This window comes from Paenibacillus polymyxa, assembly GCF_018614975.1.
Classification (GTDB): domain Bacteria; phylum Bacillota; class Bacilli; order Paenibacillales; family Paenibacillaceae; genus Paenibacillus; species Paenibacillus polymyxa_E.
Window position 1 is genome coordinate 26,998 of record NZ_JAGGNR010000009.1, and the last position, 26,931, is coordinate 53,928.

Below are 26,931 nucleotides of genomic sequence, written 5' to 3' on the forward strand. Positions count from 1 at the left end.
ATAGGTGAAATATCTTTTAACCTCATCTTTGATACGAAAAAAGTATCAGTGAATCTACATTTTTTCCTGGATGTATTTGCGATAGAGAGCGGGCGTAATCTCCTCAAACTTTTTGAATATTTTGATAAAATATCCCGATTCATTAAATCCCAGCTCATCACTGATCTGTGAGACAGGCATGTCGGTGACCTCCAGCAATTGCTTGGCCCACTTTATCTTAAGTTTTGCCAGGTAGGTTGTGAAGTTCTCACCCGTTTCCTTGGCAAACAGTCTGCTGAAATAACTCGGACTCAGGTGGCATAGATCGGCCATTTGTTTGAGCGAAACTTGTTCACTTTTGTGACTGTGAATGTACTCAAAAGCAGGCTGAAGTATCGGACTGGAGCTTTCCGTGTCACTTGGGCTGTTCTTCAGATAGGCATCTGCTATCGCATTGGTCATCTCTTTTTTGATCGACTCGATATTACGAATGGAGTAACCCGGCAGAATGGTGGAGAGGTTCAGAGACTCCTGATTACCCGAAGCTTTCTCGAACATCTCAACTAACAGATTTTTGTTTAGCGCTTCTTCCACAATGTAGTTGCAGAGCAGGGACAACATGTTAGAGATTTTCACAATCTCTTCATAGGTCATGATAGGAAGTTGGGCGTAATCGTCCTTTAATTCCTCCAGCTTGGCTGCATGCATGGGTACGTTTTTGGACGTGACAATTTGCTCCAAGTCGCTACCCTTTTCCGGGTCGGCGAGTTTCACTTGTCCTGCCATGACGGCACCGATATATTTCCCATCAATCGTGATCGGAATCGCGATATCTATAATATTGAAATGGCATAGATACACATAAGGTTCATTCAACCGAACGGCTTCCAGACCACCGCGCGAATCACATTTTTGGCAGTAGGGGAGAAGCTCGGGGTCTCTGCGCACATTCTGGCAGAAGGCCTGACAGCTGCTGTGACTGGTTACGGGAATGCCTTTATAATCAACGGTGAGGATCGCCAGTTTGGTTACTGTTGCAAGAGAATCTTGTAGACGCTTCCATTTATTAAGGTCCAAAATTTTATTGATATGCAGATATTCTTTAATCATTGGGCAACCTCCATATCTAACCTGATTTATAATTTAGGCCGTTAAAAGTTAGCAAGTTGTACATATTAAGATGTAATGATGACGGGTAATGTATATTGGGAGGTCAAAATTCAACCATCTCATGACAATAAGATACCATGATTGCGTCAAAAAGCAAAAAATTACGATTGTAAATTATAATAATTTGTTATCAAAGTCCACTGTAAACCTGCTGCTCATGCGTTATATTAAGGTCAATTGTAAGAAATTAAAATTTGATGTAATCACTACACCAATTCATATCATTAGGAGGCATATATTATTATGAGAAAAGCATTTATCAGCCCAACCAAATATGTACAAGGCGAAGACGAATTGTTGAACCTGGGGTACTTTGTTAAATCCTTCGGAGAATCTGCCTTACTGATTGCACATCCGGATGATGTACAGCGTGTCAAAGCAAAGCTTGATGCAACAGCGGAGAAATTCAATATTACGTTTGTTGAAAGCGGTTTTAAAGGGGAATGTTCCCGTGAGGAAGTTGCTCGTCTGCAAGCGATCGCAAAGGAAAAAGGATGTGACTCTACGATCGGTCTAGGTGGGGGTAAAGCGATCGATGCGGCGAAATGTGTAGCTGAAGGAGAAGCGCTGATCATCTGCCCTACGATTGCGGCAACGGATGCACCGACAAGTCACTCTGCTGTATTGTACACCCCAGAAGGTGCTTTTGATGACTATGCTTACTTCAAACAAAGCCCCAGTGTGGTTCTCGTGGATACAACGGTAATTGCCAATGCACCAACACGTTTCCTCGTATCCGGTATGGGAGATGCGCTCTCTACATACTTCGAAGCAAGAGCAACAGCGAAATCCTATTCACGTGTAAACGCAAGTCTGCCAATGGGTTCCCGCGAAGGATATACCCCATCTGCAGTAGGTACCAATGCGGCGCTTGCACTGGCAAAACTGTGTTATGAAATGCTGTTGACTGACGGTGCAAAAGCAAAAGTAGCGAGTGACAGCAACGTTGTGACACAAGCACTGGAAAACATCGTTGAGACCAACATTCTGTTGTCTGGTCTTGGATTCGAAAGTGGTGGTCTGGCGGCAGCACATGCGATCCACAACGGCTTGACTGTTCTGGAGGGTACACATCATTTCTTCCATGGTGAAAAAGTATCATTCGGTACAATCGCACAGCTCGTCCTTGAAAATGCACCAACCGAAGAGCTGCATGAAGTCATGGACTTCTGTCTCGAAGTAGGACTGCCAATCAGCTTGGCAGATATCGGTGTAGACACGATTAGTCAGGAAGAGCTGTTGAAAGTTGCCGAGATCGCTTGTATTCCGGAAGAATCCATTCACGCAATGCCGTTCCCAATCACTATTCCTGAAGTGGCTGCTGCCATTGCAGCGGCTGACCGTATGGGCCGTGAGTACAAAGCAGCTCGACGGGAGGTAAAATAATGAAGAAAATTATTAACCAGGCCGAACATGTTGTTATGGAAATGTGTAACGGGATTGCGCTTGCACACCCGGAGCTGGAATTCCTGAAAAAATATAAAGTCATCAAACGCAGAGAGATTCAGGCCGATAAAGTCAGCCTGATCAGCGGCGGCGGCAGTGGACATGAACCGGCTCACGCTGGTTATGTGGGTAAAGGCATGCTGGATGCAGCGGTATGTGGAGATGTATTCGCATCTCCTTCCCAGATTCAGGTGTATCAAGCGATTAAGGCAACAGCCAGCAACAAGGGTACACTTCTGATCATCAAGAACTACAGCGGCGATATGATGAATTTCAAAAATGCAGCGCATCTGGCTGAAGAAGATGGCATCGACGTACAATATGTGCGCGTTGAGGATGACATCGCTGTACAAGACAGCTTGTATACTGTTGGACGTCGCGGCGTTGCTGGAACTGTACTGGTTCACAAGATTGCCGGAGCAGCAGCCGAAGAAGGCCGCAGTCTGACAGATGTGAAATCCGTTGCTGAGAAAGCAGCTCAGAACGTTCGCAGTATTGGTTTTGGATTCACATCCTGTACCGTACCAGCCAAAGGTACGCCTACATTCGAAATTGCAGAAGATGAGATGGAATTCGGCGTAGGGATTCATGGTGAGCCAGGGATTCGCCGGGAGAAATTGGTATCAGCGGATGTATTGGCAGGCCGCATGGTTGAAGCGTTGCTCGCAGATATGAAGCTGGACAATGATGCATCCGCTGAGATTGCGGTGCTCGTGAATGGTTTTGGTGCAACACCACTGCAAGAACTGTACCTGCTCAACAATTCCGTTCAGCGTGAGCTTGCAGGACATGCAGGTCTGCAGGTCGCTACTACGTTTGTAGGAAACTACATGACAAGTATCGATATGGCGGGTGCATCGGTTACGATCCTGAAACTGGATGAGGAACTAAAAACGCTGTTGTTCAAGGAAAGTGATACACCTGCATTTAAAGTATCCGGCCCTCCAGTAGCAAAAGTGGCGTATTCCGAAGCGCTGGAAGCTGTTGTGGGTGAAGACGCTCCTGTATCTTACGAAGTGGAGACAGATGCATCAGCTGCGGTCATCGAAGGCAATCAATTTTCACTGGACAATGTCGTCTATCTGATCGATAAAATGGGTGAGATCATCATCAAGAATGAAGTACCGTTCTGTGAACTGGATTCCCATGCCGGTGATGGTGATTTTGGTATGAGTGTGGCAAAAGGCTTCCGTCAGTTGAAACGCGAATGGAATCACATCATTAATGAAGATAAAAAAGACATCGGTTCGTTCCTCGATGCATGTTCCTTGGTCATCATGGAATATTGTGGCGGCGCATCCGGCCCAATCTGGGGTTCGGCATTCCGTGCGGCTGGCAAAGCTGTAGGGGATAAACAGCAATTAAACGTTGCTGAATTTGCTGAGATGATCCATGCAGCGGTGCAAGGGATTCAGTCCACTGGAGAGCGTTCCTTCGGACGTGGCGCCGTTGTAGGTGATAAAACCTTGATCGATGCACTCGTTCCGTGTGCCGATTCCTGGACACAAAGTGCGGAGTCTGACGATGACTTCAAAACAGCATTTGCCAAAGGTGCAGCAGCAGCCGTTGAAGGTGCGAAGAAAACGGAAGACATCGTGGCGCGTATGGGCCGTGCAGGTACGGTCGGTGACCGCAGCCTGGGTTACCCTGATGCTGGCGCGTATGCGCTGGGTGTTATTTTCACAGAGCTATCCGAGTCCATGAAATAAGAATGGTTTTAATGAAGAAATTCAATATCATATGCAGTACTTCACACAGGTAACGGCGCCGGATGTCCGGCGTCTTTATGTGTACCTTTTTTAGGTAATATTAAGTCAATTTTTACATGTTATCATTTACACAAAATAGATATAGCTTATTTTTTAAGCATATGTTCATTTATTTATCTAACATTTTATATTTATAAAAGGAGTTTTATATGAGAACAGTCACATCATTCTTGAAAAAACCGCAGGGGTTGCTGGTTTTATCACTGGTTTTGGTTATTTTCGGCAGTTTGTTCGCTGGAATGTTCAATACGTCCTTCTATTCCGTGAAGGTCAAAGAGATCAAATTCCAAGCTGAGCACGGAACACTGTCAGGCCTGCTCTACATGCCCAAAGGCGCGGGTGCAGATGACAAACGTCCGGTTATTATAACAACTCACGGGTATCTGAATACCAAAGAAATGCAGGATGCACCTGCCATTGAAATGTCTCGACGCGGTTACATCGTGCTTGCACTAGACATGTACGACCACGGCGATTCCCGCTGGAGTGCGGATATTCCTGTGAAGGACCTCTTCAGCACGTTCTGGATCTACTCGCAATTTGATGCCGCCAAATATATCTATGAGCAAGACTTCACCAAAAAAGATGAGCAAGGCAATGCCTATGTCGCGGTTAGCGGTCATTCCATGGGTGGCTTCTCAACGTTGCTATCCATGTACATGGATGAGATGAGTTCTCTGCAAACCGGATACCGCATGATCTATACAGGTATCTCCGCTGGTTCGGATTTCTCCTACGCCGCAGCTGTTGCACCTCAAGATCAGCTCCAAGCAGCATATGGCAGTCGGACTGTAGGCATGATTGCAGGTAAGTATGACGAATTCTTCTTCAACAAATCAGATGAAGAAAAAACAGCGGCAGAGAAAGAAGTGCAAGGTACCGTAACTCGTAAGGACTTTGCTGCAACTGCTTCGGGTAAAGCTTTCCTTGGAATTACGCCAGATGCGCCAAGAGGCGAGACGGATCAATTTAAAGAAGTAACATCCGGTGATCTGACCGTGGATGGTAAGGTGGTACGTGCTTCTCAGACGGGTGAACACATTATGTTTACGCCGAATCAAACGCACCCATGGAACCATTTCTCGCGTACAACAACCGAGCATCTGATCGACTTTTATGCCCATGCCTTCAATGGTGTAACGTCGCCGAACCAGACAAATGTGAATCTGGATTCTGGCAATCAGATCTGGTGGGCTAAGGAAGCCTTTAATTTTGTCGCGCTGATCGGGTTCTTCCTGATGATTGTTCCACTGATTACGTTGCTGCTCAGACTTCCTTTCTTGCGTAACGCGGCAACAGGCGAGATTGCAACCGTGTCCGCAGCGGTCAATGGAAAACAAAAAACAATGTATTGGCTCGCTATTGCATTCAGTACATTGATCCCGGCAATTTTGTTCCCTACCTTAATGGATAAAGAGGCGAGTGGACTGAATGTACTCCGCGTCATTGCTCTGGTTTTGCTGATCGTGAGTGTGCTTGGTGCCATTATTGGATTCGTCGTGGCTGGAAGCAAAAGAAACAACTATACCGCAAGCCGTAGGGTAAACAATATTGGGGTGGGCAGTGTGCTTCTCGCGATCGTATCTCTGGTAATGTGGGTCATCTTCAACTATGCAGATAAGATTGTGGTTACAAGTTCGTATTTCAATGAACCAACAACAAACCAGATTGTGTACTGGGCGCTGGTGTCGGCGTTAATTATGATTCTGGTGACCTTTGCATTCCACTATTTTTCCAAAAAGGATGCAGGAACCCGCTTCAGCGATTATGGTATCAGCCTGAACCTTGTTACGATAATTGCCAGCTTGGTAACCGCAGTACTCGCGGTAGCCATTGGATACGCATTGTTATTCGTAGTACAGGCGATCTTCGGAACAGATTTCCGGATCTGGACGTTTGCGGTCCGTACGTTCGAGAGTGAACACTTCATTACCGCATTGCGTTATACTCCGTTTTTCCTGATATATTACTTTGTCAGCGCGGTTGCCCTGAATGCCAATACACGTGGTAAACGTGGGGGTATGTTCCTGGCCATGGTACTGAATGTTGGCGGGTTGGTGCTGTGGTTGCTAGTGCAGTACGGCAAAGACTTTATAACAGGTGTGGCGTTGTATCCAGGTCAGGCATTGAATGGCATTTTGCTCTTTGCACTGGTGCCTTGTCTTATCATCGCTGCCGTATATGCACGCAAATTGTTTGAAAAAACGAATAATGTATGGCTCGCCGCATTTGTGAACACATTATTGTTCACCATGGTTACGGTGGCGAATACCGCACTGTTTTGGAATTTGGTTTAATGTAAAAAAAAACCTTTCGATCTCTCTTATCCAAGGATTTTAATGATTTTTCCCTGAAGGTAGAAATCCGGTGATAAAGGAGCACGCTTCGCTTCTTCAGGTCCTTTCTGTCTGCTTCGCTCTTGTGTCTATAATAAGTAATGTGACTGCAATCTCCGTTCCGGTGTAATTATGGGTCAAACCATATCCAACGTTACATTAAACGAGGATATAAGTAAGGAGGCCGCTCTGTAGCTTGGCTTACAGAGCGGTCTTTTTGATATGGAGGACCGATCTTGTGTGCCTTAAAATTGGATTCGCGGTTCCAGATAGTGTAATCTGGAGGTTAGGTGCAGATCGGTAAAAACCATTTGAACGAGAAGGGATCAGGATGATTCAATGACGCAAAAAATCTATTATGACTCTGCTTACACCAGAGAGTGGCATACAACGATTACAGGCAGAGTGGACAAGGAAGACGGCGTATATGTCTCATTGGCAGAGACTGCTTTTTACCCGCATGGGGGTGGACAACCTTGTGATCTGGGACAAATTGGCGGCATCGCTGTTCTTGATGTGAACATCGAAGACGGAGAGGTGTGGCATAAACTGGAACGCGCTCCTGAACAGAATGAAGTCCAGTGTGAACTGGATTGGGAGCGAAGATTCGATCATATGCAGCAGCATACGGGACAGCATTTGTTATCGGCAATGACGTTGAAAATGGCTGAAGCGATGACGCTCAGTTTCCATCTCGGTACGGAGTATGACACGATTGATGTGGCTGCGGCTGAACTGGGTGCGGATCGATTGACCGCCATTGAACAAGAGGTGAATCATCAGATCTATCGTAATGCTCGCATCAACACTTCCTGGGTTACAGCAGAAGAGGCTGCACAATTGCCACTAGTGAAGCAACCTGCGGTAACGGAAGATATCCGCATCGTCGAGATCGAGGGTGTGGAGTATAACGCCTGCGGCGGAACCCATGTGTCGGCAACAGGCGAGATTGGCATCATCAAACTGTTGAAAACCGAAAAGGTGAAGGGCGGCACCCGCATTTATTTCAAATGTGGTACAAGGGCGCTGAATGAATTCACCTCCACACAACATGTGCTCAATAGTATCATGGTTAAATTAAAGACCAGTAAGGACGAATTGTTGGAGCGCATTGAGAAAATGGAACTGGAGCAAAAGCAGCTGCAAACCGAGCTGAATGCAGTGAAAACAATGAATGATGCCTATTATGCGGAGGAACTTCTGGCTGCTCGGCAAGGGCTGGTGATTGCTCAGATCTTTGAAGACAAATCACTCAAGGATATGCAGAGCCTGGCAACCAAGCTGACGGCAGACCATGAAGGCCTTGTACTCTTTGCCAGCATATCGGAGGCCAAAGTTGTTCTGGCACAGAACGGACAGCCGCCCGAATGGGCTTGTGGACCTTTCTTTAAAGGCAATCTTGGAGCCTACCATGGCAAAGGTGGCGGCAGTGAAAAAATGGCTCAGGCAGGCTTTGCCAGCAGTGAAGATGCACTTGCCTTTTACGAATTCACCAAGGACCAGTTGGGACATCACTGATTCGCATTTTCCTTTATGAGACACGCAGATATTGAAATATGAGTAAGGGACAAGCACGTCACATTGTGGCGTGTTTTCCATTGCCAATAGTTGAAGGAGGTTGGAACATGACAGAACGAATTCCGTGTATTCTGGAGGGGTGTGCCAATACCATTTTACCAGCAACGGCTGCCAGAACAGGAGGGTATTGCATGCCTTGCAAGCAGGAGATGGGGCGCGAGGAGCGCCAGAGATACATTGAAGCGAATCGACGTGACGTGAACTTGTATGCAGGGATCACAGACCCGGTCGAAATTTTGAAAATCATGCATGAACCTCAGGTTCGCGATCCACTAATTCGATATGTACCCTATGAACAATCCGAAGAACAGGTATATCTATCCTTGTCTGTAGAGCAACAAGATCAGATGAAGCGTTATGCGATGCAACAGATTCGTACAGGTGATGAAGATACAGGCAAAGACATTCTGGTATACCTTGTCTGCTACCATGATATATCGTTGACTGCCGAAATTCCTGAGCTGCTGGAGCAGGAGATCTATTATCCTGCCATTTTGTATAAAAGTGCCTCGGGTGAGGATCGTGAACGTCTCTTGCAGCAAGTGAACACCGATGATGAGAATCGGAACCACATATTGCTCATGCTGGCCCATATCGGAGATGATGTTGTCGTGCAACAGTTCCGGCAGTGGAGACAGTCTCCGCCATCTTGGGCGAGTGAATTGCACGTGGCACCTGAGCATTACACCACTGAAGCTGGTTGGGAGCTTACAAAAGACGGGCAGTGCAGGGAATTATTCACCACCCCAAGTTATTCACTCTATAAAGTAAAAGAGAGTGAAGGACCTAACGTGGAGTTAACTGGAGATTCACTCTCGGTGCTGAACCCTAGTAATAATTGCTGTCCATGGTGTGGCAATGCGTTAACCAGCTTAATTAATCTGGATGTTAAACATCCCGCTCTGAAGGACGTGTCTTGGCATGCCCAGCAACTTCAGATACGGACTTGCGTGATATGTAGCAGTTACGGTGTGGTTTACATGGAGCTAGACGCAGCAGGGGAACCGTTATGGAGTTTACATAATGTCATGCCTGTGGGTATGGATGAGATTGACCTGGACGACTATGGTAAACTTGCACCGGATGCGGGCCGGCAGTTTCGGATTGCGACTTCATCACGTCATGCATTCCATGCCAGTGAGTGGGCGATGGAGCCATCGCTATCTCAGGTCGGCGGCCATCCAGGATGGGTTCAAGATGCGGAGTACCCAACATGTCCATGCTGTTCCACGAGAATGAAGGCTGTCGCACAACTGGATTGGGGCGAGGTTGAGGAATATGGTGAGGGTATGTATTACATGTTCATATGTGAGCCGTGCCAGATGACCGCCGTATCGTACCAGCAATCTTGATGGCAGACTACAACAATAAGGGGCATCCCGAAGTTCTTGAACTTCATGGGGGTGCCCCTTCATGCTGTACCGCATCCATCTACAATTCCGCAGATGCCTGCTTTAACAAACCAGCCAACCACTCATAGTCCGGCGTATCTTTTTCCTTGAGTTTGATCGTTTTTCGTTCTTCCGGGCCTTCAAATATCCCATCGGGGAGATCGAGTCCAGTTGCATTGAAGATGGTGAAAGACATGGCTTGTTTGGAAGGCGAGATGACCGCAGCATACTTTCCGTTTTTCAAAAAATGAGGTTTCTTGTATTGCACGCGTTCCTGCACGTCAGGGATGGTATCATGCACCAACTGGCGCAATTGTTCAGCGACTTGTATTTGCCAGGGGATCTGAATCTGTTCAATAAACGCAGTAACTTCTGCATTCTTGGTCATACTTGTTCACCCTCCGTATGGATCTGATTGTGTGTTTCCCATTCTGGTCTTAGGATTCCCATCATCAAGCGGTCGTAACGCTTACCATCACGATATACAGCTGAGCGTGCCCGACCTTCCAACTGAAAACCAACCTTCTCATAGGAACGGATTGCTTTGGCATTGTAGGCGATGACATCAAGGCCAACCCTGTCCAGATTCATCTCATAGAATGCATATCGTAAAATAAGATTCAACGCTTCCGTGCCATATCCCTTGTTGCGATGTTTGGCAAGTCCGATGCCAATGGCAAGCTGTCCGCAGCGGTTGTTCCATTCAATGCTGTGAATGACGACAAAACCAATCAGTGTATCCTCTTGATGCGTGCGCAGTCTGAAGTAAACTTCCTTGTTCTTCGTTTCGCCCTCATCTTCCAACTGTTTCTCTGAATAGGGAATGGCAAGATCAGTATCCACATTCCGAAGGTACTCCGGGTCTTCGTTCCATTGCAGCATGGTCTGCACGTCTTCAGGACGTGGTGGCGTCATCTTTAATCGTTTGCTATAAAACAGGTTGTCCGTAGTTAGTGTCATAGGGGTCTCCTTTAAAATAGGTTAAGCTTGCTTCACCTTAGTTTCACATTTAACTCTATGTATATTTCGCAATAGACCTCGCCCCTTTGGCATCTGATAGCCTCATCATACTGGAAATTACAGGTGAATCACAATAGCGTCTTTCAGTGGATATAAGTAACCTCTTGTCATAAAACCTAACACGGTAGTAAGATGAAATGATTGATATACATTCAGTGATAAAACCAATAAAGATGTCGGCGGGAGTGGTACGTTATGGAGATCAAAGTGGATAATTTGAGTGGAGTCCAAGTTAAGGCTTTAATTGCGGAGCACTTGCAAGGGATGGCGGCAGATTCGCCTCCAGAGAGTATTCATGCGTTGAATCTGGATGGACTAAAGAAGCCCGAAATTACTTTCTGGTGTGCTTGGGAAGGGAACGACTTGCTCGGCTGCGGGGCTATCAAAGAACTTGACTCAGAGCATGCAGAGTTGAAATCGATGCGTACCTCTTCGGCTCATCTGAGAAAAGGCGTAGCAAGGAAGATTTTGGCCCATATTATGGGCGTTGCTGCAGACCGTGGCTATAAGCGAATTAGTCTGGAGACGGGCTCAATGGATTCGTTTATCCCGGCACGGAAGCTGTACGAAGACTTCGGATTTGAATATTGTGAACCATTTGCAGATTATACTTTGGACCCGAACAGCACGTTTATGACGAAAACAATCTAATTTGATCCGCATGAGAGAACCAGTATTCTGTTTTTTACAAGACGCTGGTTTTTTTATTTGCAACATATCATATATATTCAAGTTTGGAAAAAGAGTAGAATAAACTCAATGATGCAACATGGACCATGCTATGAAAAGGGTGGAGGGAGTCGTGGATGATATATTGGTTGGTTGATCATATGAATCCGCTGTTTGCCGTCTTGGTGTTATGTCCCATCATTGCTGTGTTGCTTGGAGTATGCAGTTATTTTGCCAAATGGTTTAGACTATGGGTAGCGCTGATTATTTCTTTTATGCTGCCTTTGTTGTATATCGCGAGTGATCTTTCAACATTGGGTAGTAACATAGGCGCTTGGTTCATCTATGGGGCAGTGTACAGTTTAATCAGCTGGATTGTACATAGATTGCTTCATGCGATTGTGGGGTATAAAACATAGGTTATGTCTCTAGAGGTTTGGGATGAATTGGTCATAAGGAACTTCTGGGCTGATTGATGGACAATAGGGTATACTGGACATTATGTCTATGAAACAAGATAGCATTACAGACGTTTTTTTACATCGGGAGGACTTGAATTGGCTCAGACAGAAGGAACACTACAGAAGAAGCTTAAACCAAGACACATCAGTTTTATGGCTATGGGTGGTGTCATTGGAACAGGAATTTTCAAAGGCAGTGCAGAGACGATTGGACTCGCGGGTCCGGGCGTGATTGTCACTTACATTTTTGCCGGATTATTGCTGCTGGTTGTTATGGCCGCGATGGCGGAGATGGCTACGGTGTACAAGAACAAAAATATGAAAGACTTCGTGCAGGAGGCATTTGGTAGCCGAGTATCCTTTGTTATGGGATGGATGTATTGCTTTCTGTGGTTATCGGTATGTGTCATTGAGGTGATTGCTGCCGGGAGTTTTTTACAGTATTGGTTCGCGGAAGTACCGCTGTGGATGCTGAGTCTGGCTTGTGCGGCGTTCATTATACTCGTTAATCTGTTAAGTGTAGGTGTGTTCGGGGAATTTGAGTTTTGGCTGGCCGGGATCAAAATTGCCATGATCATTATTTTTATCTTCCTGGGTGCAGGGTTGATCTTTGGTATTATCCCAAGTGATAACACGCCATATCTGCAGAATTATACGCAAGCAGGAGGCTTCTTCCCGAACGGATGGTCATCGATCTTCTCGGCACTGCTTGTGGTCATGTTCTCTTACGGGGGATCGGAGCTGATTGGTCTGACCCTGACCGAGACGGAAAATGCAGAAAAAGTGATGCCCAAAATCGTGGGCAATTTCATGCTCAGAATTATTCTGTTCTTCACCTTGCCGATTCTCATCATCTGTGGTCTTATCCCATGGAATGAAATTGGGCCGGAGAGCAGTCCGTTTGTACAGGTGCTTGCCTCTACAGGCCTGCCGGGAGCAGCACACATAATGAACTTTATTTTGGTGACGGCAGTTCTGTCTGCTGCGAATTCAGGTATCTATGGTGCATCCCGGATGATGCACTCCATGGCAGTGGGCGGGGAAGCTCCGAAGGCATTGTCACAGACCAATCGCAATGGTAGCCCTGTTAACACACTTCTGGTGTGCTCAGTAGTTTTGCTCGGAGGTTCCTTGCTTGGCCTGTTCGCGCAGGATCAACTTTTCCGCGTATTGCTCGCAGTTCCGGGGTTTGTCGTAATCCTTGTGTGGATCTGTATTGCCTCATCACAGTTGAAACTGCGGAAGAAATATCCGGTGCAACCGACCTTCAAAGTCTGGGGATTCCCTTACATAACCGGAGTCGTGGTACTATGTCTTAGTGTGATTGCGGTGATGTTTGTGTTTGATGAAGGTAATCGGTTCAGCATTAGCATCTGTCTTGCCGTACTCGCGTTGCTGATTATATGGTCCCTGATTCGATTCAGGAAGACGAATGGACGAACAGTTTAGTATTGGTGTTATATCAATGTGCGATAATACGTAACAAAGAACATCCCGGCGGTGGTATTCGAGCCGGGATGTTCTTTGTGTTAATAGTCTTTTGGTATTCAATCTATTGTCCTACATACTTATCCATAAAGTGATCTATTCTTTGGAAATAATCAGTCGGATAATGATTAATCGCATCAATGTGTTCCGTATTTTGAGGATACCATACTTCTGCATTGGGATTATTTTTCAAAGACTCATAGATCTTTTCTGTATTTTTATAACTTATTTGCTGATCCCCAGTACCGTGAATGAGCATAACGGGCTTGTCTTGCATTTTTTTAACCGCGTCCATAGGTGATACGGAATCAAGATCAACGTTAAAGACCCAATCGGCCATCCATGTTGATGTATAACTGAAAGGGAATGCAGGTAAACCTGAGAAGAATGGCAGGCCCTCTCTCAGAAATAAACCGGCATTACGAAATGGACTATCTGCAATTACAGCCTGGATATCATCACTTTCACTTGTGGCCAGTAGAGAAGTAGCAGCCCCCATAGAGAAGCCAATAACTCCAATATGGTCTCCTGCGTGATCTCTGGATTTTAGATAGTCTACAGCCCCAAGTAAATCGTATTTCTCATGTAGACCCAGCGTAATCAAATTTCCATCGGACTTACCCTGTGAGCTAAGATCAAAGGCCAGTACGTTATACCCCTTTGGAACGAAATGCTCTACCAACTTGGGAGTACGGCCTTTGACTAAACGATTACTCGTATACCCATGTACGACAATAATTGTTTTGTTACTTGCTGTGCCTGAAGATATACTCGCTGGAAAGAAAGTTCCTCGAATCGTATTATCATTTTTTAAACTCTCGAATTCGACTTCTTCGTAAGGTGTTTTCTCCATATTCAACTCGTAGCTGACATTGGTATCTCGTGGATGGTGTAATAACGTGTCTACTACTTTATAGGATACAAAGAATACAAGAGCCACAATGAGCACAAGTGCAATCCCCAGGCCCCATAACAGTCTCTTGTGTTTCTCCATGCGACCTTTAAATGTCAGAACGGGTGGTAAAGAGGGTTGACTCATTCAGATTCCTCCAGTGTGTCATCATGTTGTATTGGTGCAAACAGATAAAAGGCATGTCCCTTCAGATTCTCCCACTCAGGATGATGCAGAATGTCTTCCCCGAGAGTCAAGGCTACTCCATTCAAAAAGGAGATATAGCTCCGAGAGATCATTGCTGGAGAGAAACGTTTGTTGAACTCCCCCATGGATTGCCCCTTTGCATAGACAGCTTCAATCGTATCCGTCATTATTTTTATGCTTTCAAGGACTTTCTGTGTAAGTTCGGGGAATCTGGTTCGTTGCCCCAAGACAGATTGAGCGAGTCGCAACTCATTGGTGTAGAAGTAAATATGACTGAATTGTTCTTCTACCATGTTTTTAATCAACGTACCTGGTGTTCCTTTTTGTTGTAGAGAAGCAAGTGATTTCTTCTGAATATCATCAAGCGGTTCAAGTACAGCGGCATGGAACAGAGCTTCTTTGCTTGGAAAGTATTGAAAGATGGTTCCGGAAGTCACTCCTGCCGTCTTGGCGATAATAGCCGTGGTGGTATTGGAATATCCGCTCTCGGCAAACAGAATCACTGCTTCTTTCAAGATTCGTTTACGCCGTTCAAGTCTCTTTTCTTCATTAACGGGTCTGGCCAAATGAATTCTCCTCTCATCATTTCAATTTAATTAATTAACTGATCAATTAATTAATAATATATCCGAATTAATTCCGTATGGCAATAGTAAGTTGTTCATCATTTGCTGAAAGTATGCCTAGATGTAGTTTCTGCTAACAAAGCTACCACAGCCATGATAGCGTTTTATGGTAACCCAATATTTTCTTGCCTATTTCGACATATTCGTTTACTATTTTCCCATACATAGTGCTTCAAGCATGCGTTTTTTGGGTATTGCCTAGTCAAAAAGGCTTGGGTTCACGGGAGAGGAAGAGGAGCGGATGATCGGTTTTTTTAGGAAACGTTTGGTTGTACGCATTGTTGCAGTCGTTACACTGGCCATGACGATTATAGCCGTTGGCAGTATGCTGTTACAGGTGGCTAATATGAAGCTGGCTGCGCAGGAGGCCATATCGAGTTACAATATCCAGATTGCTCAGAGTTATGTGAATCAGCTGGATACAGCATCTTATGCCGAGTTTGCCAAGGACCCCAAGGAGAATGACGAATTCTTGAAGATTCGTGATGAACTGGATGACTTTCGCGTACGCATTGGTGCAATGTATGTGTATTTCGTCAAAATAGATGACAAAGGTACGCCACTTATTATGGTGGACGGCATGAAGGATGCAGATAAAGCCTCACCGATTAATGAAGTAACGGATGTCCCTCAGGAGGCTGTTCAGAAGCTGTTGCAGGGGCAACCAGCCAGTTCTTCCATCATTAACAATGAGGAGTATGGCAACTATATTTCCTCTTATGCTCCCATGCTGGATAGTAATGGCGCTGTAACAGGTGTAATTGGTATCGATACGGCAGTATCGGTGATCGGAAGTATTGAGTCAGATATTATGAAATCGAGTATTCCTTTTTATGCTTTGTTGCTTTTAATTACACTTATAGGCATTGCCGTTGTCATGTGGTTTATCGTAAGGGGACTGCGACCACTTCAACCGCTTAAGGCGAGTGTGGAAAAAATGGCAAAGGGTGAGCTTGCAGAAGCAAATCAAATTTTGACGTCATATCGTTTGCGGAGCCAGGATGAGATTGGAACAACATATCAAGCGATGATACATATGTCCGGGAATTTGAATAAAATTGTGAGTAACATGGTTGAAGGCGTAGCAGTAACCACAGATATTTTATCTGAATCAACGAAGGGATTTAATCGCAGTACCGAAGAGATGCTTGAGATGAGCAAGACGGTTGACCAATCTGTCGAACAGATTAGGCAAGGGGCACATACGCAGAAGCAGGGTGTGAGCGATAGTGCAAATGCGATGGAAGAGATTGCAAAAGGAATAACGGATATTTCCGAATCCTCGATGGTTGTATCGGATGCGGCAACAAGTGCACTTGCTACAGCGGAGTCTGGTAAACAGAGCATGACACTGATGAAAACACAGATGGAGAGCATCTCCAATGTTTCAGGTGAAGTTGTAGCAATGGTTCAGGTGCTGAACAACTACTCCCAGGAAATTGAGGGTGCCCTGCACACGGTTCGTGATTTTGCGAGTCAGACGAAGCTGCTTGCGCTTAATGCATCCATTGAGGCAGCACATGCAGGAGAACATGGGAAAGGTTTTGCGGTTGTGGCGGATGAAGTTCGGAAGCTTGCTGAGGCTTCAAGCACATCCATGGAACGGATCTCCGACTTGTTACTTCGAATTCAACAAGAATCACAGCAGATTGGCTCACAGATGGGGGTTGCCGCAACCGAGATTGGACAAGGTGTTACGATTACCAAAGAAGCGGAGCAAGCATTTGCTCATGTGGTTGATGCGTTCCAACTGGTGACCTGTCGCATTCAGGAAGTCTCCGCTGCCGCAGAGGAAATCTCGGCAGGATCGGAAGAGGCCGCAGCCTCCGTCAATACGATCTCGCAGATCTCAGCCGAGGTGTCGGATCATTCGGATGAAATCTATCGCTTGATGCGTGAACAGTCGGCCATGTTCAACAGGGTGGCGCAGACCTCCACCATGCTGGAGCAGCAGACGAATGAGATGAGCGAAGCCGTGCGCAAAGTTAAAGTATAGTTTGAGTAAGGTGTAGTAATAGTAACGCAAGAGGTAGTTAGACAAGAGTATAAAATATAGGTTGTTATGTGACTGTGAAAAGTAAAAAAAGTGTTCCGCTCTTGGAGAAGTTGGTGTTCATCCCAAACTTCCTTCAAAGGGTGGAGCACTTTTTTAGGTTGAAACTTTTCAATGATCCAGCTCTATCGCCTGTCTGAAGCGTTGGGCGAATCCTTAGCGGTATCAGTGTAGGGGATCGAGTCGTGGTAGAGCCGTTGTACCGTTGTGGAACATGTGAGTACTGTATCCAGGGTCGCTATAACCGTGTACTCAATTTGGATTTGTTGGACTGAATGGTGATCGTGGTTTTACGTTTCATTCTCCGCTCGCGGCTTGCGAGTTGCTGTTACCCAACACTAGGAATCATAACGGTAACAGATCGCCTTGCCACCGCTACTCTCGGAGCTGAATTCCTCATCCTCTGTAAATCCAAAACGCTCATACAAACGGATGGCATTGACCATCTGACCGCCCGTATATAAATACACTGTATTTTTGCCCATTTCTTTGGCAGAATCTACGCATTGCTGGAGCAATACTCTGGCAATCCCGTGACCTCTCCATTTTGGATCAACACCCAACAGCCGAATAAACGGATAATCGATTGGCAATTCAAAGTTGGGATAAGCCTTGCGCGCTGTTTCGAATAATTGAACTGTACCGACGATCTGATCATCAATCTTTGCGACCCATAATTGTGTCAGGTACGGATTAACCACAGACTCTCGAATATCTTTTAGGTAGGCCTCCCAGCGTTCATTTTGCTCAAAAGTCTCCCGATACTCGGCATAACTCGCAACAAGGATATCTACAATCTCTGGATGGTCTGCTTCTGTGGCAGGATGAATCGTAACGGCAGCCGTTGTCATTTTATAATTCTCCTTCTCTTATGGGTTAAGTATGGAATGTAGTTTCTTGCATTTTACCCTAACGGATTCAATCCGATTTATTCAAATTTTCTATAGTTAACTCAGTCATTTCTATAGATCATAGCGCATCAACGATTGAGCTGTGTGGAATACAGATGATTGCGATATTCGGTTGGCGTATTGCCTTCGTATTGCTTGAACATACGCAGGAACAGCTTGTAATCGGAGAAGCCGCACTGTCCGGCAATTTCTTTTACACTGGCATTGGTATTCAGCAGCAGCTGTTTTGCCCGGCGAATTCGTTCGGTGAGGATATAAGTTTTAAGTCCAGTACCTTTCTCGCGTTTCACCATTTTGGAGATATAGTCTTTATTAAAATTAAAATTTTCCGCAATCTGACTCACCGTGATGTTAGTATGCAGATGAATATCGACCCACTTGCAGATATGGTCCACAATTGCATTATGCGGGCGATAATCCGTCTCTATATTGCGCTCCAGCTCCTTGAACAACAGTAACAAAGCAGCGTTGGCTTCCTCTGGTGAGAAGGATGACACATGCAGCAACTGCTTGAATAACTGATTGGCCATGGAAGGCACCTGAATGGTGGCATGTGTCCTAAAGCGACTGAATTCTGCCTGCACGGCATCATAGTGAACCCAGTAGAAGCTGACGGGTGTTTCGCTGATCTGGTAGCCGTAATGGGTGCGACCGGCGCGCAGAAACAACAGATCGTTGGCACGAACTACATATTGTTCCTCTTCTTCCGCGATGTACATCTCACCTTCCAGCATCAAAATGATCTCGTGAACGGGCATGCTGCGTCTCATGTGGCTCCAGCTGCCTTCGGATATGAACTTGCCGCACAGGTAATGTTCCAGTCGGTTTTGCATAGGACGGATTTATCCACCTTTTCTTGGATTATGAGTCTGATGTAATTGTATTTTATTTGATAGTATGGGGATATTCAAGCTCTACAGTGGATTGAAGAGTATTAGTCATATGGATAATAAAACGGATTTTACCCCTCAAGAATCAATGGATATCTATTACATCCCGAGAAGGAGTGAGTGTAATGATTGATACGAAAAAAGGATTTCTGGGACCGGAGCATGTAGATCTGTTAAATGGTGTGTTCCAAACATCACAAGAGGTTGGAGAGCGTTATCTGTTATCGCTGGACATGGATCGATTCCTGGCTCCATGCTTCGAAGCCCATGGTTTACCTGCCCGAAAAGAACGCTATGCGGGATGGGAGGCACGCACCATCAGTGGACATTCCCTCGGACATTATCTGTCTGCCCTGGCTGTAACGTATCAGGCGACCGGGAATATGACGTTAAAAGAAAGACTGGATTATGCGGTCACCGAACTGGCGAGAATCCAGCAGACCACGGGGAGCGGGTACATCGGTGGTTTGTCCGAAGAACCTTTCCACATGGCTTTTCGAGCAGAGAATATCGGTGGATTCAATATCGGTGAATACTGGGTTCCCTGGTATAGTGTGCACAAAATCTATCGCGGGCTGATTGATGCATATAAACTCACTGGCAATAGACAGGCACTTGAGGTAGTTACTCGATTTGCAGATTGGGCAGTAGAAGGTTTGCTCCCGATGACAGAAGAACAGATCCAGACGATGCTTCAAAGTGAACACGGGGGCATGAATGAAGTATTTGCACATTTGTATGGGATTACCGGCAAAGCCTTATATCTTGAGATCGCTAACAAATTCACCCATCAATTGATCCTGAGACCCTTGGAGCATAAGCAAGACGATCTTCAAGGCAAACACGCCAATACGCAGATTCCCAAAGTAATCGGTGCAGCCGAAATCTACAACCAGGATCATACCCATGAGAGTTATCGGACCGCGGCGGAGTTTTTCTGGAATACTACGGTTCATCATCGTTCTTACGTATTTGGTGCGACGAGCATCTCGGAGCATTACGAAGCAAAGGGCATGGAGAGTCTGGGGATCAAAACAGGAGAGAGCTGTTGTACTCACAACATGATGCATTTAACGAAACAACTCTTCGCCTGGAATCACGATAGCGCCTACATGGACTATTATGAAAACGCCATCTACAATCACATCCTCGGCACGCAGGACCCCGATACGGGGAACAAAACGTATTTTGCATCAACGCTGCAAGGCCACTACAAAATCTATGGTACTCACGATACCGCCTGGTGGTGCTGCACAGGATCAGGCATGGAGAACCCGGGCAAATATGCCGAGGCGATTTATTTCGAGGATGAGCTGGACCTGTACGTCAACCTATATATCGCATCCCAGTTGGATTGGACGTCTCAGGGAATATCCCTGAAGCTCGAAACCGACTTTCCTTATTCGGAAAAGGTGACCCTGACGATCACCGGAGGCAACGCCTCGGCTCATCTAAGATTACGCGTACCCTCATGGCTGCAACAGCCAATGACGGCAACCGTCAACGGGGATACGGAACATCCGTATACACGGATGGAACCCGGCTATCTGTCCATCGACCGCACATGGTCTGCTGGCGATGTCATTACCATCACACTGCCGATGTCACTCCGCCAGTACACCTCCCGGGATGATGCCCATAAGGTGGCATTCCTGTACGGGCCAATAGTACTCGCCGGTGCACTGGGAAGCGAGGGTCTGCCCGAGGATACGATTGTGGACGAAACAGCACTGAATCCCAAGACTGCCCCCGTACCTGTGATCTGGACGGAGCAGGAGGATGTACGAGAGTGGATCAAGGTTGTAGATGCAGACACGTTAACATTTGAACTTAGCCAAGATGTCACTTCCACAGGCGAAGCCGTGAAGCTTATTCCGTTCTATGATGTGCATCACGAATTTTATACCGTGTACTGGCCGTTTAACGATGAAGGGGATGCGCTGGAGAAAGAGTTGAATGATATCACAATCGACAGGGTTCAGGCTGACGGTCAGCAGGATGAAATAGGACATCAACTGGATAGCAACTGCCGTGGTGAGCACTACAACGGTTCAACCACAGATGCCCGTAAGAAGTTGCATATGTGGCGAGAGGCTTTTGGCATCAGTGGGGCTTACTTTAGTTACCAACTGGCAGTGGATCGTGAAGCAACCAATTACCTATGTGTGGCCTATTGGGGCGGAGATCATTCCCCGTTTGAACGGGAAGGTACGTTATATGACAGACAATTCACCATTACTGTAGATGGAACACTCATTGGGGAGCAGCGAATTCATATGAACAAAATCGGCGAAGTGTTCTATGTGACCTATGATATTCCTGAGACCGTTACATCAGGCAAAGACAGCGTTACGGTAATGTTCCAGGCGAAAGGCGACAATGGTTGTGCCGGGAAAGTTGTAGAGGTACGCACCATGCGAACCAAACCGGATTCCATCTTTTCGTAATAAGAGGCATGATATGAAAAGGCGCAAACACAATGTTATAATGAAAATAAATTACGGTTAGGTGATAGAGGAGGTTGGAAGTGTGGCAAAACCCGATAATAAAGGTACTTATAACTTTCAGGATTGGTTAACTTGGGAGGGGGCATGGGAATTAATTAACGGCAAAGCTTTTAATATGTCTCCAGCACCCACTTCATTGCACCAGTTTATTGTGGGTGAGCTGCACTTCTCCTTACGGACTTTTTTTCAGAATCGAGAATGTTTCGTGTTTGTTGCTCCTTTTGATGTGTATTTTAGCGAAAATGAACAATATGACCTACCAGATCAAGTTGTACAGCCTGATTTATCGGTGGTGTGCTCCAAAGACCAGATATCCAAAAGTGGCTGTCACGGTGCACCTTCTTTAATTATCGAGGTGTTATCTCCTTCAACTGCGTTAAAGGATTTTAACGAAAAATTTAACTTGTATCAGAAATATGGCGTGAACGAATACTGGATTGTTGACCCCGGCAATCAAACCGTCCATGTATACACGCTGGAGGATGGCAGTTACCAGACCCGTCATCTGTATACAGAGCAGGAAACGATTATTTCCGTCGTATATCCTGACTTGCACATTCCGAGGGATTCGTTGTTCAAGCTCAGGTAGAGGAAACAAAAAAAGTGAACCAATACATAAGGGACGAAACCGGATGATCTCCGATTCGTCCTTTTTGCATTACTATTTTTCAGACAAGTCTTATATATAAAATGACACGCATAGCTATTTTTCACGTATTACCTGATAACATTTCATCTCCACAATCTGCTGTATCGTAGAACTCACTTTTTATGATTGACCACAACATTTCCTGCCAAGTTCCACGTTGTCCCTGAAAATATGAAATGGGATAAGCCCAAACCACGTATATTATGAGTATTCAAATATCCAATCATATCCACCTGAGAGCGTTAACATCATGTACAATAAGAATAAGTTGAACAGGAAAATGACGACATGAAGCTTCAATATTTAACATGAAAGGAGGTCGGATGATTGAACATGATTAAGTACATAAAATTGTTGGGATTAATCCTCGGTATTGTGGCTGTGAATGTTCTCGCATTCTCACCCGGCTTTATCGGGCTGAATTTCGAGGAGAGTGCATTCACAACGGCGCTATCCGTTACCATTCTGTTCGGTAGTGCAATGGCACTCTTGTATGGGAGTTACATTTTGCTGTTCAGACAGCCGGTAGTCCTGCCCGTGAAGCATATCGAAACACATGAAGATTATGTGGAAGCACTATCTTTTTATAGACGCATCAAAGTCCTCGAAGAAGATATCACGCTGGGGCTGTCCCAACTTAACCGGATGAAAAAGAAAAAAGAAACACTCCTGAATGTGCTTCATCAGCGGTTTGATCCCGGGGAACTGAGCTACAAGAAATTCGCTGCGGTCACATTGGAAGTGGAGAAGCTGTTATACCTGAACATCCGCAGTGTACTGAACCGGTTGAATGTATTTGATGAAGCCGACTATGCCAACATGATGAAATCCAAATCCTCCACACTTCCCCAGAAGCTTTTTCAGGAAAAAACCAAGGTATACAACGATTATCTGTCGTATGTGAAGAATGCACTACACACCAATGAGGAGATTTTGCTCAAGCTGGATCAGCTGTTACTGGAGATTTCACGGCTCGACAGCTTTGAAGCCGGAGATATTGAACAGATGCCTTGTATGCAGGAGATTGATCAATTAATCAAGCACACCAAATTATACAGACAGTGAGGGGTTGCTCGTATGGCCAAGAAGGGAAAGTTTTTTTTCATATCGATTGTAATGCTGGTACTTGTATTCGGTCTGGTCTATGCAGGGATTACACTGACGTCGAACTTTGGCAAGTCAACCACACAGGTGAGCACAGAGAATGCAGGTAAGGAGCTGGGTAAACTGTACGCGGACATTGCACCAGCGACGGCGGAGCCGGTCAAAGGACAGATTGATCTCGACCCTGTCGATGTGGCAGAATCACTGCCGGATATCTCCAAATTTGCAATTGCCGTAGAGAATACAACAAATGATTACGTCGAAATCTTCTCTTCCACAGAGAAGTCGGGCAGCGGGGTAGACGGTTGGTTAACCGAAGTGGGCGAGGAGTTCAACAAAGCGAACATTACCGTTGGTGGGAAAAAGGTGTCGGTCAAAATCCGCAACATCGCCTCCGGAACAGCGACCGATTATATCAAGTCGGGCAAGTATATGCCGGATGCATTTACACCTTCTAACGAACTGTGGGGCGAGATGGTTGAGGCTAGTGGGGTGAAGGTTCAGATGGTGTCCGAGCGACTGGTCGGGAACGTTCCGGGGATTGTCATTTCCAAAGCCAAGTATGACGCACTGGTTGATACGTACGGCTCCGTTAATGTAAAAACCGTAACTGAAGCCATTGCCAACAATGAACTCGCGATGGGATATACCGATCCATTTGCCAGCTCCACAGGGCTGAATTTCCTGGTGACCGCACTGAATACGTATGACAGCGCCAATCCGCTTGGTGAGAAGGCTATTGAGGGATTTGAGAAATTCCAGACCAATGTGCCGTTTACGGCCTCGACAACGATTCAAATGCGGGAGTCTGCCAAGTCTGGCAGACTGGATGCCTTTGTACTCGAATACCAGACGTATGTGAATACCGCTGATCTGAAGAGTGGATACGTCTTTACACCTTTTGGCGTGAGACATGATAGCCCGCTGTATGCATTGGGACAATTGCCGCAGAACAAACAGGAGATTATCCAGAAGTTCGCGGAATTCGTAACCCAGGCGAAGTACCAACAATCGGCGGAAGAGTTTGGCTTCAACGGTTTGCAGGACTACAAATCCGAACTGGCTACCGTGGATGGCGGCACGTTGCTGTCCGCGCAGAAAGTATGGAAAGAGAAGAAGAACGGCAGCAAACCGATTGCCGCTGTGTTCGTGACGGATGTATCCGGAAGTATGGACGGCGAACCGCTTAACCGACTGAAGGAGTCCCTGCGCAAAGGTCAGAAGTACCTGGGCACCGAGAACAGTATTGGATTAGTTTCTTACTCCAGCGGCGTAACCGTGAATCTGCCGATTGCCAAGTATGATACGAACCAGCAGTCCATGTTTGTTGGTACAGTTGATAGTCTGCAAGCTGGCGGTGGTACGGCGACCTTTGATGGAATCGTAGTGGCGATGAAGATGCTGGAAGATTATATGGCTGCTGATCCAAACGTGAAGCCGTTGATTTTTGTCCTGAGTGATGGCGAGACCAACGAAGGTCACACCCTCAAGGATATTCGGGATCTGGTTGAAACGTACAAAGTGCCAATCTATACGATTGGCTACAACGCGGACATCAAGGCTTTGGAAAGCATCTCCAGCATTAACGAGGCTGCAAGCATCAATGCCGATACCGACGATGTCGTGTACAAGATCGGAAACCTGTTTAACGTACAGATGTAAATTTAAAGGGGGAACTGTAGATGTCATTTTCAATGGAAATACCGAGCCAGAAGGAAATTCAGAAGGTGATCGAAGAAGAAGTGAAACCGGTGCCCGCCGAGGTCGCGGAGCTTCAACAAGTGGCAAATGCCAACGTAGAGATGATCATGACACTGGATCTCGAATCCCTGGAGAAACGCAAAGAGATTTTGCAATCCATAGACGGCTTTGGCATGAACACGATGAGATCCTCTTCCGAGAAAAACGCCTTGCTTCAAGTCTCCGTTGGACATCTGTCCAAGACAGGAGACGAGGGCGGTCAGGTCGCCAAAGGCTTGACTGAGCTGCATATGCAACTGAAGGATCTCGACCCGAGCGTGGTCGACTTTGCCAAGACCGGTTTCCTTGGGAAATTGTTCAATCCGCTTCGCGCCTATTTCCTGAAATACCAGAAGGCGGACGCAGTCATCGCTGACATCGTAACCTCTTTGGATAAAGGCAGGTCCACCCTGCGTAACGATAATACGACCCTTGAGATCGAACAGCAGAACCTGCGGGAGCTCACCAAAAGATTGCAAAAGGAAATCCAGCTTGGCGTGCTCATGGATGAGTCCATCGACGCGCAGATTGAAGCCGCCAAGGTCCGCAATGAGGACCCCGAGAAAGTTCGTTTTATTACAGAAGAAGTGCTGTTCCCGCTCCGTCAGCGGGTGATGGATCTGCAGCAGATGTTGGTCGTGAACCAGCAGGGCATCATGGCGATTGAAGTAGTCATCCGCAATAATAAGGAACTGATCCGAGGGGTAGACCGGGCAAAGAATGTAACGATCTCGGCATTGAAAATTGCCGTTACTGTAGCAAGTGCTTTGTATAATCAGAAGATTGTATTGCAGAAGATTGAATTGCTGAACCAGACAACCAACGATCTGATCGCCGGAACATCCAAGATGCTCAAGGATCAGGGGATTGCCATCCAAAAGCAGGCGTATGAAGCCAGCATCTCCGTGGATACGATGAAACAGGCGTTCACCGATGTGCTGTCAGCGCTCGATTCAATCAGTCTTTATAAGCAGGAGGCTTTGCCAAGAATGCGTGAGACGATTAATCAGTTCCGTGAACTTGCGGATACCGGCGAGCAGCAGATTCAGCGGTTGGAGAAAGGGCAGAAGCTGGGGCTGTAATTAAAACATTTATTATAACGAACCAAGCGACCATTCCCTATTCATCATTTGGGGATGGTCGCTTTTAGGATTTGAATGATGATCGGTGCTAAGTTGATATCTGATCTAGGTATTGTTCGAATTCCTTATAGGGAAGAATGACGATTTGAAATTCTCAGTTTCTCAACACGACATTGTCAGGCTTGTAATGAATGATCTTAAATAATTCCTCGGCCATGTAGGCGGGGCTGTGCTTGAATTCCTGACGAATCCACTCCATGATCATGCCGAATATCGCATGAGATTGGTAGCTTGCCAATATTTCATGGTTGATATGCTGCGGGAAGATGTGGTTCAGATCCTGTAAAGCCAGATCCCGAAGAACATCACAGATCATGCGCTGAAAGTTGGAGGAGGCCTCAGATTTCACAACCAATGTGTAGAATTGTGCGTGTTGGTGCACATGCTCAAATATAGTGATCGCCGAAGACGGCATCAGATTAACCTCAAACTCTTCCTTATCCTGATAAGGTTTGCGGAAAGAAGTCACCAGATCCTGAATCACATCATTGATGATCTCATTGAACAGGTCTTCCTTGTACTGATAATGCCTGTAAAATGTACCTCTGTTCAGGTCGGCTCGCTGCACAATATCCGTAATCGATATTTCTTTAAAGGGATGTTTTTGCATCAAATGGATGAGTGCATGCTTCAGTGCAGCTTTTGATTTCTTGATTCTTCGGTCCATTGAATTCGGAGTTTCAGACATCTATTTTCCTCCTCGCTATATAAGTTGAACTAAAGCATATTTACACTGATCACTTCGATGACAGAACAACCTTCCGATCACTGTTATCCCCAGATTTTTTGATTCCTTTTATAAATGGTAAATCCGGGGATAAAGGCGAAGTTTATGCTTCCGATGCAGCTTTCTTTCAGAAAGCTTTTAGACGAACGCTTCGCTTCTTCAGGTTATTTCTGTCC

The 26,931-nt window shown here is 45.9% G+C and carries 23 protein-coding genes; 15 read left to right on the forward strand and 8 right to left on the reverse strand.

Annotation, left to right across the window (positions count from 1 at the left end):
- Positions 1 to 54: 54 nt before the first annotated feature.
- Positions 55 to 1,089: a PocR ligand-binding domain-containing protein gene (locus tag J7E78_RS07100; RefSeq protein WP_215075588.1), complete on the reverse strand. Its 1,035-nt coding sequence runs from the start codon at positions 1,087 to 1,089 to the stop codon at positions 55 to 57.
- Between the two features lie 303 nt (positions 1,090 to 1,392).
- Here J7E78_RS07100 and J7E78_RS07105 point away from each other — a divergent pair, with 303 nt between their 5' ends.
- The 5 genes from J7E78_RS07105 (at position 1,393) to J7E78_RS07125 (ending at position 9,630) form a co-directional block, all read left to right on the forward strand.
- On the forward strand, positions 1,393 to 2,535 hold the full coding sequence (locus tag J7E78_RS07105) for a glycerol dehydrogenase (protein WP_215075589.1): 1,143 nt from the start codon (positions 1,393 to 1,395) through the stop codon (positions 2,533 to 2,535).
- Positions 2,535 to 4,304, forward strand: a complete 1,770-nt coding sequence (gene dhaK / locus J7E78_RS07110) for a dihydroxyacetone kinase subunit DhaK (protein WP_215075590.1) — start codon at positions 2,535 to 2,537, stop codon at positions 4,302 to 4,304. The genes J7E78_RS07105 and dhaK overlap by 1 nt, the downstream gene beginning before the upstream one ends.
- Positions 4,305 to 4,513: 209 nt before the next feature.
- Positions 4,514 to 6,661, forward strand: a complete 2,148-nt coding sequence (locus tag J7E78_RS07115; RefSeq protein WP_215075591.1) for an alpha/beta hydrolase family protein — start codon at positions 4,514 to 4,516, stop codon at positions 6,659 to 6,661.
- A 378-nt stretch (positions 6,662 to 7,039) separates the two neighbouring features.
- Positions 7,040 to 8,218, forward strand: coding sequence for an alanyl-tRNA editing protein (locus J7E78_RS07120; protein ID WP_215075592.1), 1,179 nt, complete (start codon positions 7,040 to 7,042; stop codon positions 8,216 to 8,218).
- A gap of 107 nt (positions 8,219 to 8,325) precedes the next feature.
- Entirely contained in the window at positions 8,326 to 9,630 is a 1,305-nt protein-coding gene (locus J7E78_RS07125; protein ID WP_215075593.1) for a DUF1963 domain-containing protein, read from the forward strand.
- A gap of 79 nt (positions 9,631 to 9,709) precedes the next feature.
- Here the strand turns inward: J7E78_RS07125 and J7E78_RS07130 are convergent, their stop codons facing one another.
- Both J7E78_RS07130 and J7E78_RS07135 read right to left on the reverse strand, forming a co-directional pair.
- Complete coding sequence (locus tag J7E78_RS07130; protein ID WP_215075594.1) at positions 9,710 to 10,057, reverse strand: DUF1801 domain-containing protein; 348 nt, start codon at positions 10,055 to 10,057, stop codon at positions 9,710 to 9,712.
- Positions 10,054 to 10,629: a GNAT family N-acetyltransferase gene (locus J7E78_RS07135; protein WP_215075595.1), complete on the reverse strand. Its 576-nt coding sequence runs from the start codon at positions 10,627 to 10,629 to the stop codon at positions 10,054 to 10,056. Before J7E78_RS07135 ends, J7E78_RS07130 begins: the two co-directional genes overlap by 4 nt.
- Positions 10,630 to 10,884: 255 nt before the next feature.
- On the opposite strand from J7E78_RS07135, the gene J7E78_RS07140 reads away from it, so the two are divergent.
- From J7E78_RS07140 to J7E78_RS07150, 3 genes are all read left to right on the forward strand, one after another.
- Positions 10,885 to 11,340: a GNAT family N-acetyltransferase gene (locus J7E78_RS07140; RefSeq protein ID WP_215075596.1), complete on the forward strand. Its 456-nt coding sequence runs from the start codon at positions 10,885 to 10,887 to the stop codon at positions 11,338 to 11,340.
- Between the two features lie 155 nt (positions 11,341 to 11,495).
- Positions 11,496 to 11,777 carry a hypothetical protein gene (locus tag J7E78_RS07145; protein WP_215075597.1) on the forward strand — a complete coding sequence of 94 codons (282 nt, stop codon included), beginning with the start codon at positions 11,496 to 11,498 and terminating at the stop codon, positions 11,775 to 11,777.
- 138 nt (positions 11,778 to 11,915) lie between these two features.
- Positions 11,916 to 13,268: an amino acid permease gene (locus J7E78_RS07150; protein WP_215075598.1), complete on the forward strand. Its 1,353-nt coding sequence runs from the start codon at positions 11,916 to 11,918 to the stop codon at positions 13,266 to 13,268.
- Between the two features lie 103 nt (positions 13,269 to 13,371).
- Here the strand turns inward: J7E78_RS07150 and J7E78_RS07155 are convergent, their stop codons facing one another.
- Positions 13,372 to 14,346, reverse strand: coding sequence for an alpha/beta hydrolase (locus J7E78_RS07155; RefSeq protein ID WP_215075599.1), 975 nt, complete (start codon positions 14,344 to 14,346; stop codon positions 13,372 to 13,374).
- Positions 14,343 to 14,972: a TetR/AcrR family transcriptional regulator gene (locus J7E78_RS07160; RefSeq protein WP_215075600.1), complete on the reverse strand. Its 630-nt coding sequence runs from the start codon at positions 14,970 to 14,972 to the stop codon at positions 14,343 to 14,345. The genes J7E78_RS07155 and J7E78_RS07160 overlap by 4 nt, the downstream gene beginning before the upstream one ends.
- 301 nt (positions 14,973 to 15,273) lie before the next feature.
- On the opposite strand from J7E78_RS07160, the gene J7E78_RS07165 reads away from it, so the two are divergent.
- Positions 15,274 to 17,028, forward strand: coding sequence for a methyl-accepting chemotaxis protein (locus J7E78_RS07165; RefSeq protein WP_215075601.1), 1,755 nt, complete (start codon positions 15,274 to 15,276; stop codon positions 17,026 to 17,028).
- A 242-nt stretch (positions 17,029 to 17,270) separates the two neighbouring features.
- The gene (locus tag J7E78_RS07170; protein WP_311516955.1) at positions 17,271 to 17,360 is read left to right on the forward strand and encodes a hypothetical protein; all 90 of its coding nucleotides are present in this window, start codon (positions 17,271 to 17,273) and stop codon (positions 17,358 to 17,360) included.
- A 63-nt stretch (positions 17,361 to 17,423) separates the two neighbouring features.
- Here J7E78_RS07170 and J7E78_RS07175 read toward each other — a convergent pair whose 3' ends face one another.
- The gene (locus tag J7E78_RS07175) at positions 17,424 to 17,936 is read right to left on the reverse strand and encodes a GNAT family N-acetyltransferase (RefSeq protein ID WP_215075602.1); all 513 of its coding nucleotides are present in this window, start codon (positions 17,934 to 17,936) and stop codon (positions 17,424 to 17,426) included.
- A 128-nt stretch (positions 17,937 to 18,064) separates the two neighbouring features.
- On the reverse strand, positions 18,065 to 18,829 hold the full coding sequence (locus tag J7E78_RS07180) for a helix-turn-helix transcriptional regulator (RefSeq protein ID WP_215075603.1): 765 nt from the start codon (positions 18,827 to 18,829) through the stop codon (positions 18,065 to 18,067).
- A gap of 182 nt (positions 18,830 to 19,011) precedes the next feature.
- On the opposite strand from J7E78_RS07180, the gene J7E78_RS07185 reads away from it, so the two are divergent.
- The 5 genes from J7E78_RS07185 to J7E78_RS07205 all read left to right on the forward strand — a co-directional run bounded on the left by J7E78_RS07185 (position 19,012) and on the right by J7E78_RS07205 (position 25,968).
- Entirely contained in the window at positions 19,012 to 21,333 is a 2,322-nt protein-coding gene (locus tag J7E78_RS07185; RefSeq protein WP_215075604.1) for a beta-L-arabinofuranosidase domain-containing protein, read from the forward strand.
- 82 nt (positions 21,334 to 21,415) lie between these two features.
- Complete coding sequence (locus J7E78_RS07190; protein ID WP_215075605.1) at positions 21,416 to 21,982, forward strand: Uma2 family endonuclease; 567 nt, start codon at positions 21,416 to 21,418, stop codon at positions 21,980 to 21,982.
- Between the two features lie 393 nt (positions 21,983 to 22,375).
- Positions 22,376 to 23,107, forward strand: a complete 732-nt coding sequence (locus tag J7E78_RS07195; protein ID WP_251034884.1) for a hypothetical protein — start codon at positions 22,376 to 22,378, stop codon at positions 23,105 to 23,107.
- A 12-nt stretch (positions 23,108 to 23,119) separates the two neighbouring features.
- Positions 23,120 to 24,808: a vWA domain-containing protein gene (locus J7E78_RS07200; RefSeq protein WP_215075607.1), complete on the forward strand. Its 1,689-nt coding sequence runs from the start codon at positions 23,120 to 23,122 to the stop codon at positions 24,806 to 24,808.
- Positions 24,809 to 24,828: 20 nt separating this feature from the next.
- Positions 24,829 to 25,968 (forward strand): toxic anion resistance protein, encoded by a 1,140-nt coding sequence (locus J7E78_RS07205; RefSeq protein WP_017690481.1) that lies wholly within the window; start codon positions 24,829 to 24,831, stop codon positions 25,966 to 25,968.
- A 154-nt stretch (positions 25,969 to 26,122) separates the two neighbouring features.
- Here J7E78_RS07205 and J7E78_RS07210 read toward each other — a convergent pair whose 3' ends face one another.
- On the reverse strand, positions 26,123 to 26,716 hold the full coding sequence (locus J7E78_RS07210) for a TetR/AcrR family transcriptional regulator (protein WP_215075608.1): 594 nt from the start codon (positions 26,714 to 26,716) through the stop codon (positions 26,123 to 26,125).
- Positions 26,717 to 26,931: the final 215 nt, after the last annotated feature.

Bases quoted from the DNA above. Each gene is read 5' to 3' on its own strand.
- J7E78_RS07100 (WP_215075588.1), bottom strand. From the start codon at position 1,089: ATGATTAAAGAATATCTGCATATCAATAAAATTTTGGACCTTAATAAA.
- J7E78_RS07105 (WP_215075589.1), top strand. From the start codon at position 1,393: ATGAGAAAAGCATTTATCAGCCCAACCAAATATGTACAAGGCGAAGAC.
- dhaK (WP_215075590.1), top strand. From the start codon at position 2,535: ATGAAGAAAATTATTAACCAGGCCGAACATGTTGTTATGGAAATGTGT.
- J7E78_RS07115 (WP_215075591.1), top strand. From the start codon at position 4,514: ATGAGAACAGTCACATCATTCTTGAAAAAACCGCAGGGGTTGCTGGTT.
- J7E78_RS07120 (WP_215075592.1), top strand. From the start codon at position 7,040: ATGACGCAAAAAATCTATTATGACTCTGCTTACACCAGAGAGTGGCAT.
- J7E78_RS07125 (WP_215075593.1), top strand. From the start codon at position 8,326: ATGACAGAACGAATTCCGTGTATTCTGGAGGGGTGTGCCAATACCATT.
- J7E78_RS07130 (WP_215075594.1), bottom strand. From the start codon at position 10,057: ATGACCAAGAATGCAGAAGTTACTGCGTTTATTGAACAGATTCAGATC.
- J7E78_RS07135 (WP_215075595.1), bottom strand. From the start codon at position 10,629: ATGACACTAACTACGGACAACCTGTTTTATAGCAAACGATTAAAGATG.
- J7E78_RS07140 (WP_215075596.1), top strand. From the start codon at position 10,885: ATGGAGATCAAAGTGGATAATTTGAGTGGAGTCCAAGTTAAGGCTTTA.
- J7E78_RS07145 (WP_215075597.1), top strand. From the start codon at position 11,496: ATGATATATTGGTTGGTTGATCATATGAATCCGCTGTTTGCCGTCTTG.
- J7E78_RS07155 (WP_215075599.1), bottom strand. From the start codon at position 14,346: ATGAGTCAACCCTCTTTACCACCCGTTCTGACATTTAAAGGTCGCATG.
- J7E78_RS07165 (WP_215075601.1), top strand. From the start codon at position 15,274: ATGATCGGTTTTTTTAGGAAACGTTTGGTTGTACGCATTGTTGCAGTC.
- J7E78_RS07175 (WP_215075602.1), bottom strand. From the start codon at position 17,936: ATGACAACGGCTGCCGTTACGATTCATCCTGCCACAGAAGCAGACCAT.
- J7E78_RS07180 (WP_215075603.1), bottom strand. From the start codon at position 18,829: ATGCAAAACCGACTGGAACATTACCTGTGCGGCAAGTTCATATCCGAA.
- J7E78_RS07185 (WP_215075604.1), top strand. From the start codon at position 19,012: ATGATTGATACGAAAAAAGGATTTCTGGGACCGGAGCATGTAGATCTG.
- J7E78_RS07195 (WP_251034884.1), top strand. From the start codon at position 22,376: ATGATTAAGTACATAAAATTGTTGGGATTAATCCTCGGTATTGTGGCT.
- J7E78_RS07200 (WP_215075607.1), top strand. From the start codon at position 23,120: ATGGCCAAGAAGGGAAAGTTTTTTTTCATATCGATTGTAATGCTGGTA.
- J7E78_RS07205 (WP_017690481.1), top strand. From the start codon at position 24,829: ATGTCATTTTCAATGGAAATACCGAGCCAGAAGGAAATTCAGAAGGTG.
- J7E78_RS07210 (WP_215075608.1), bottom strand. From the start codon at position 26,716: ATGTCTGAAACTCCGAATTCAATGGACCGAAGAATCAAGAAATCAAAA.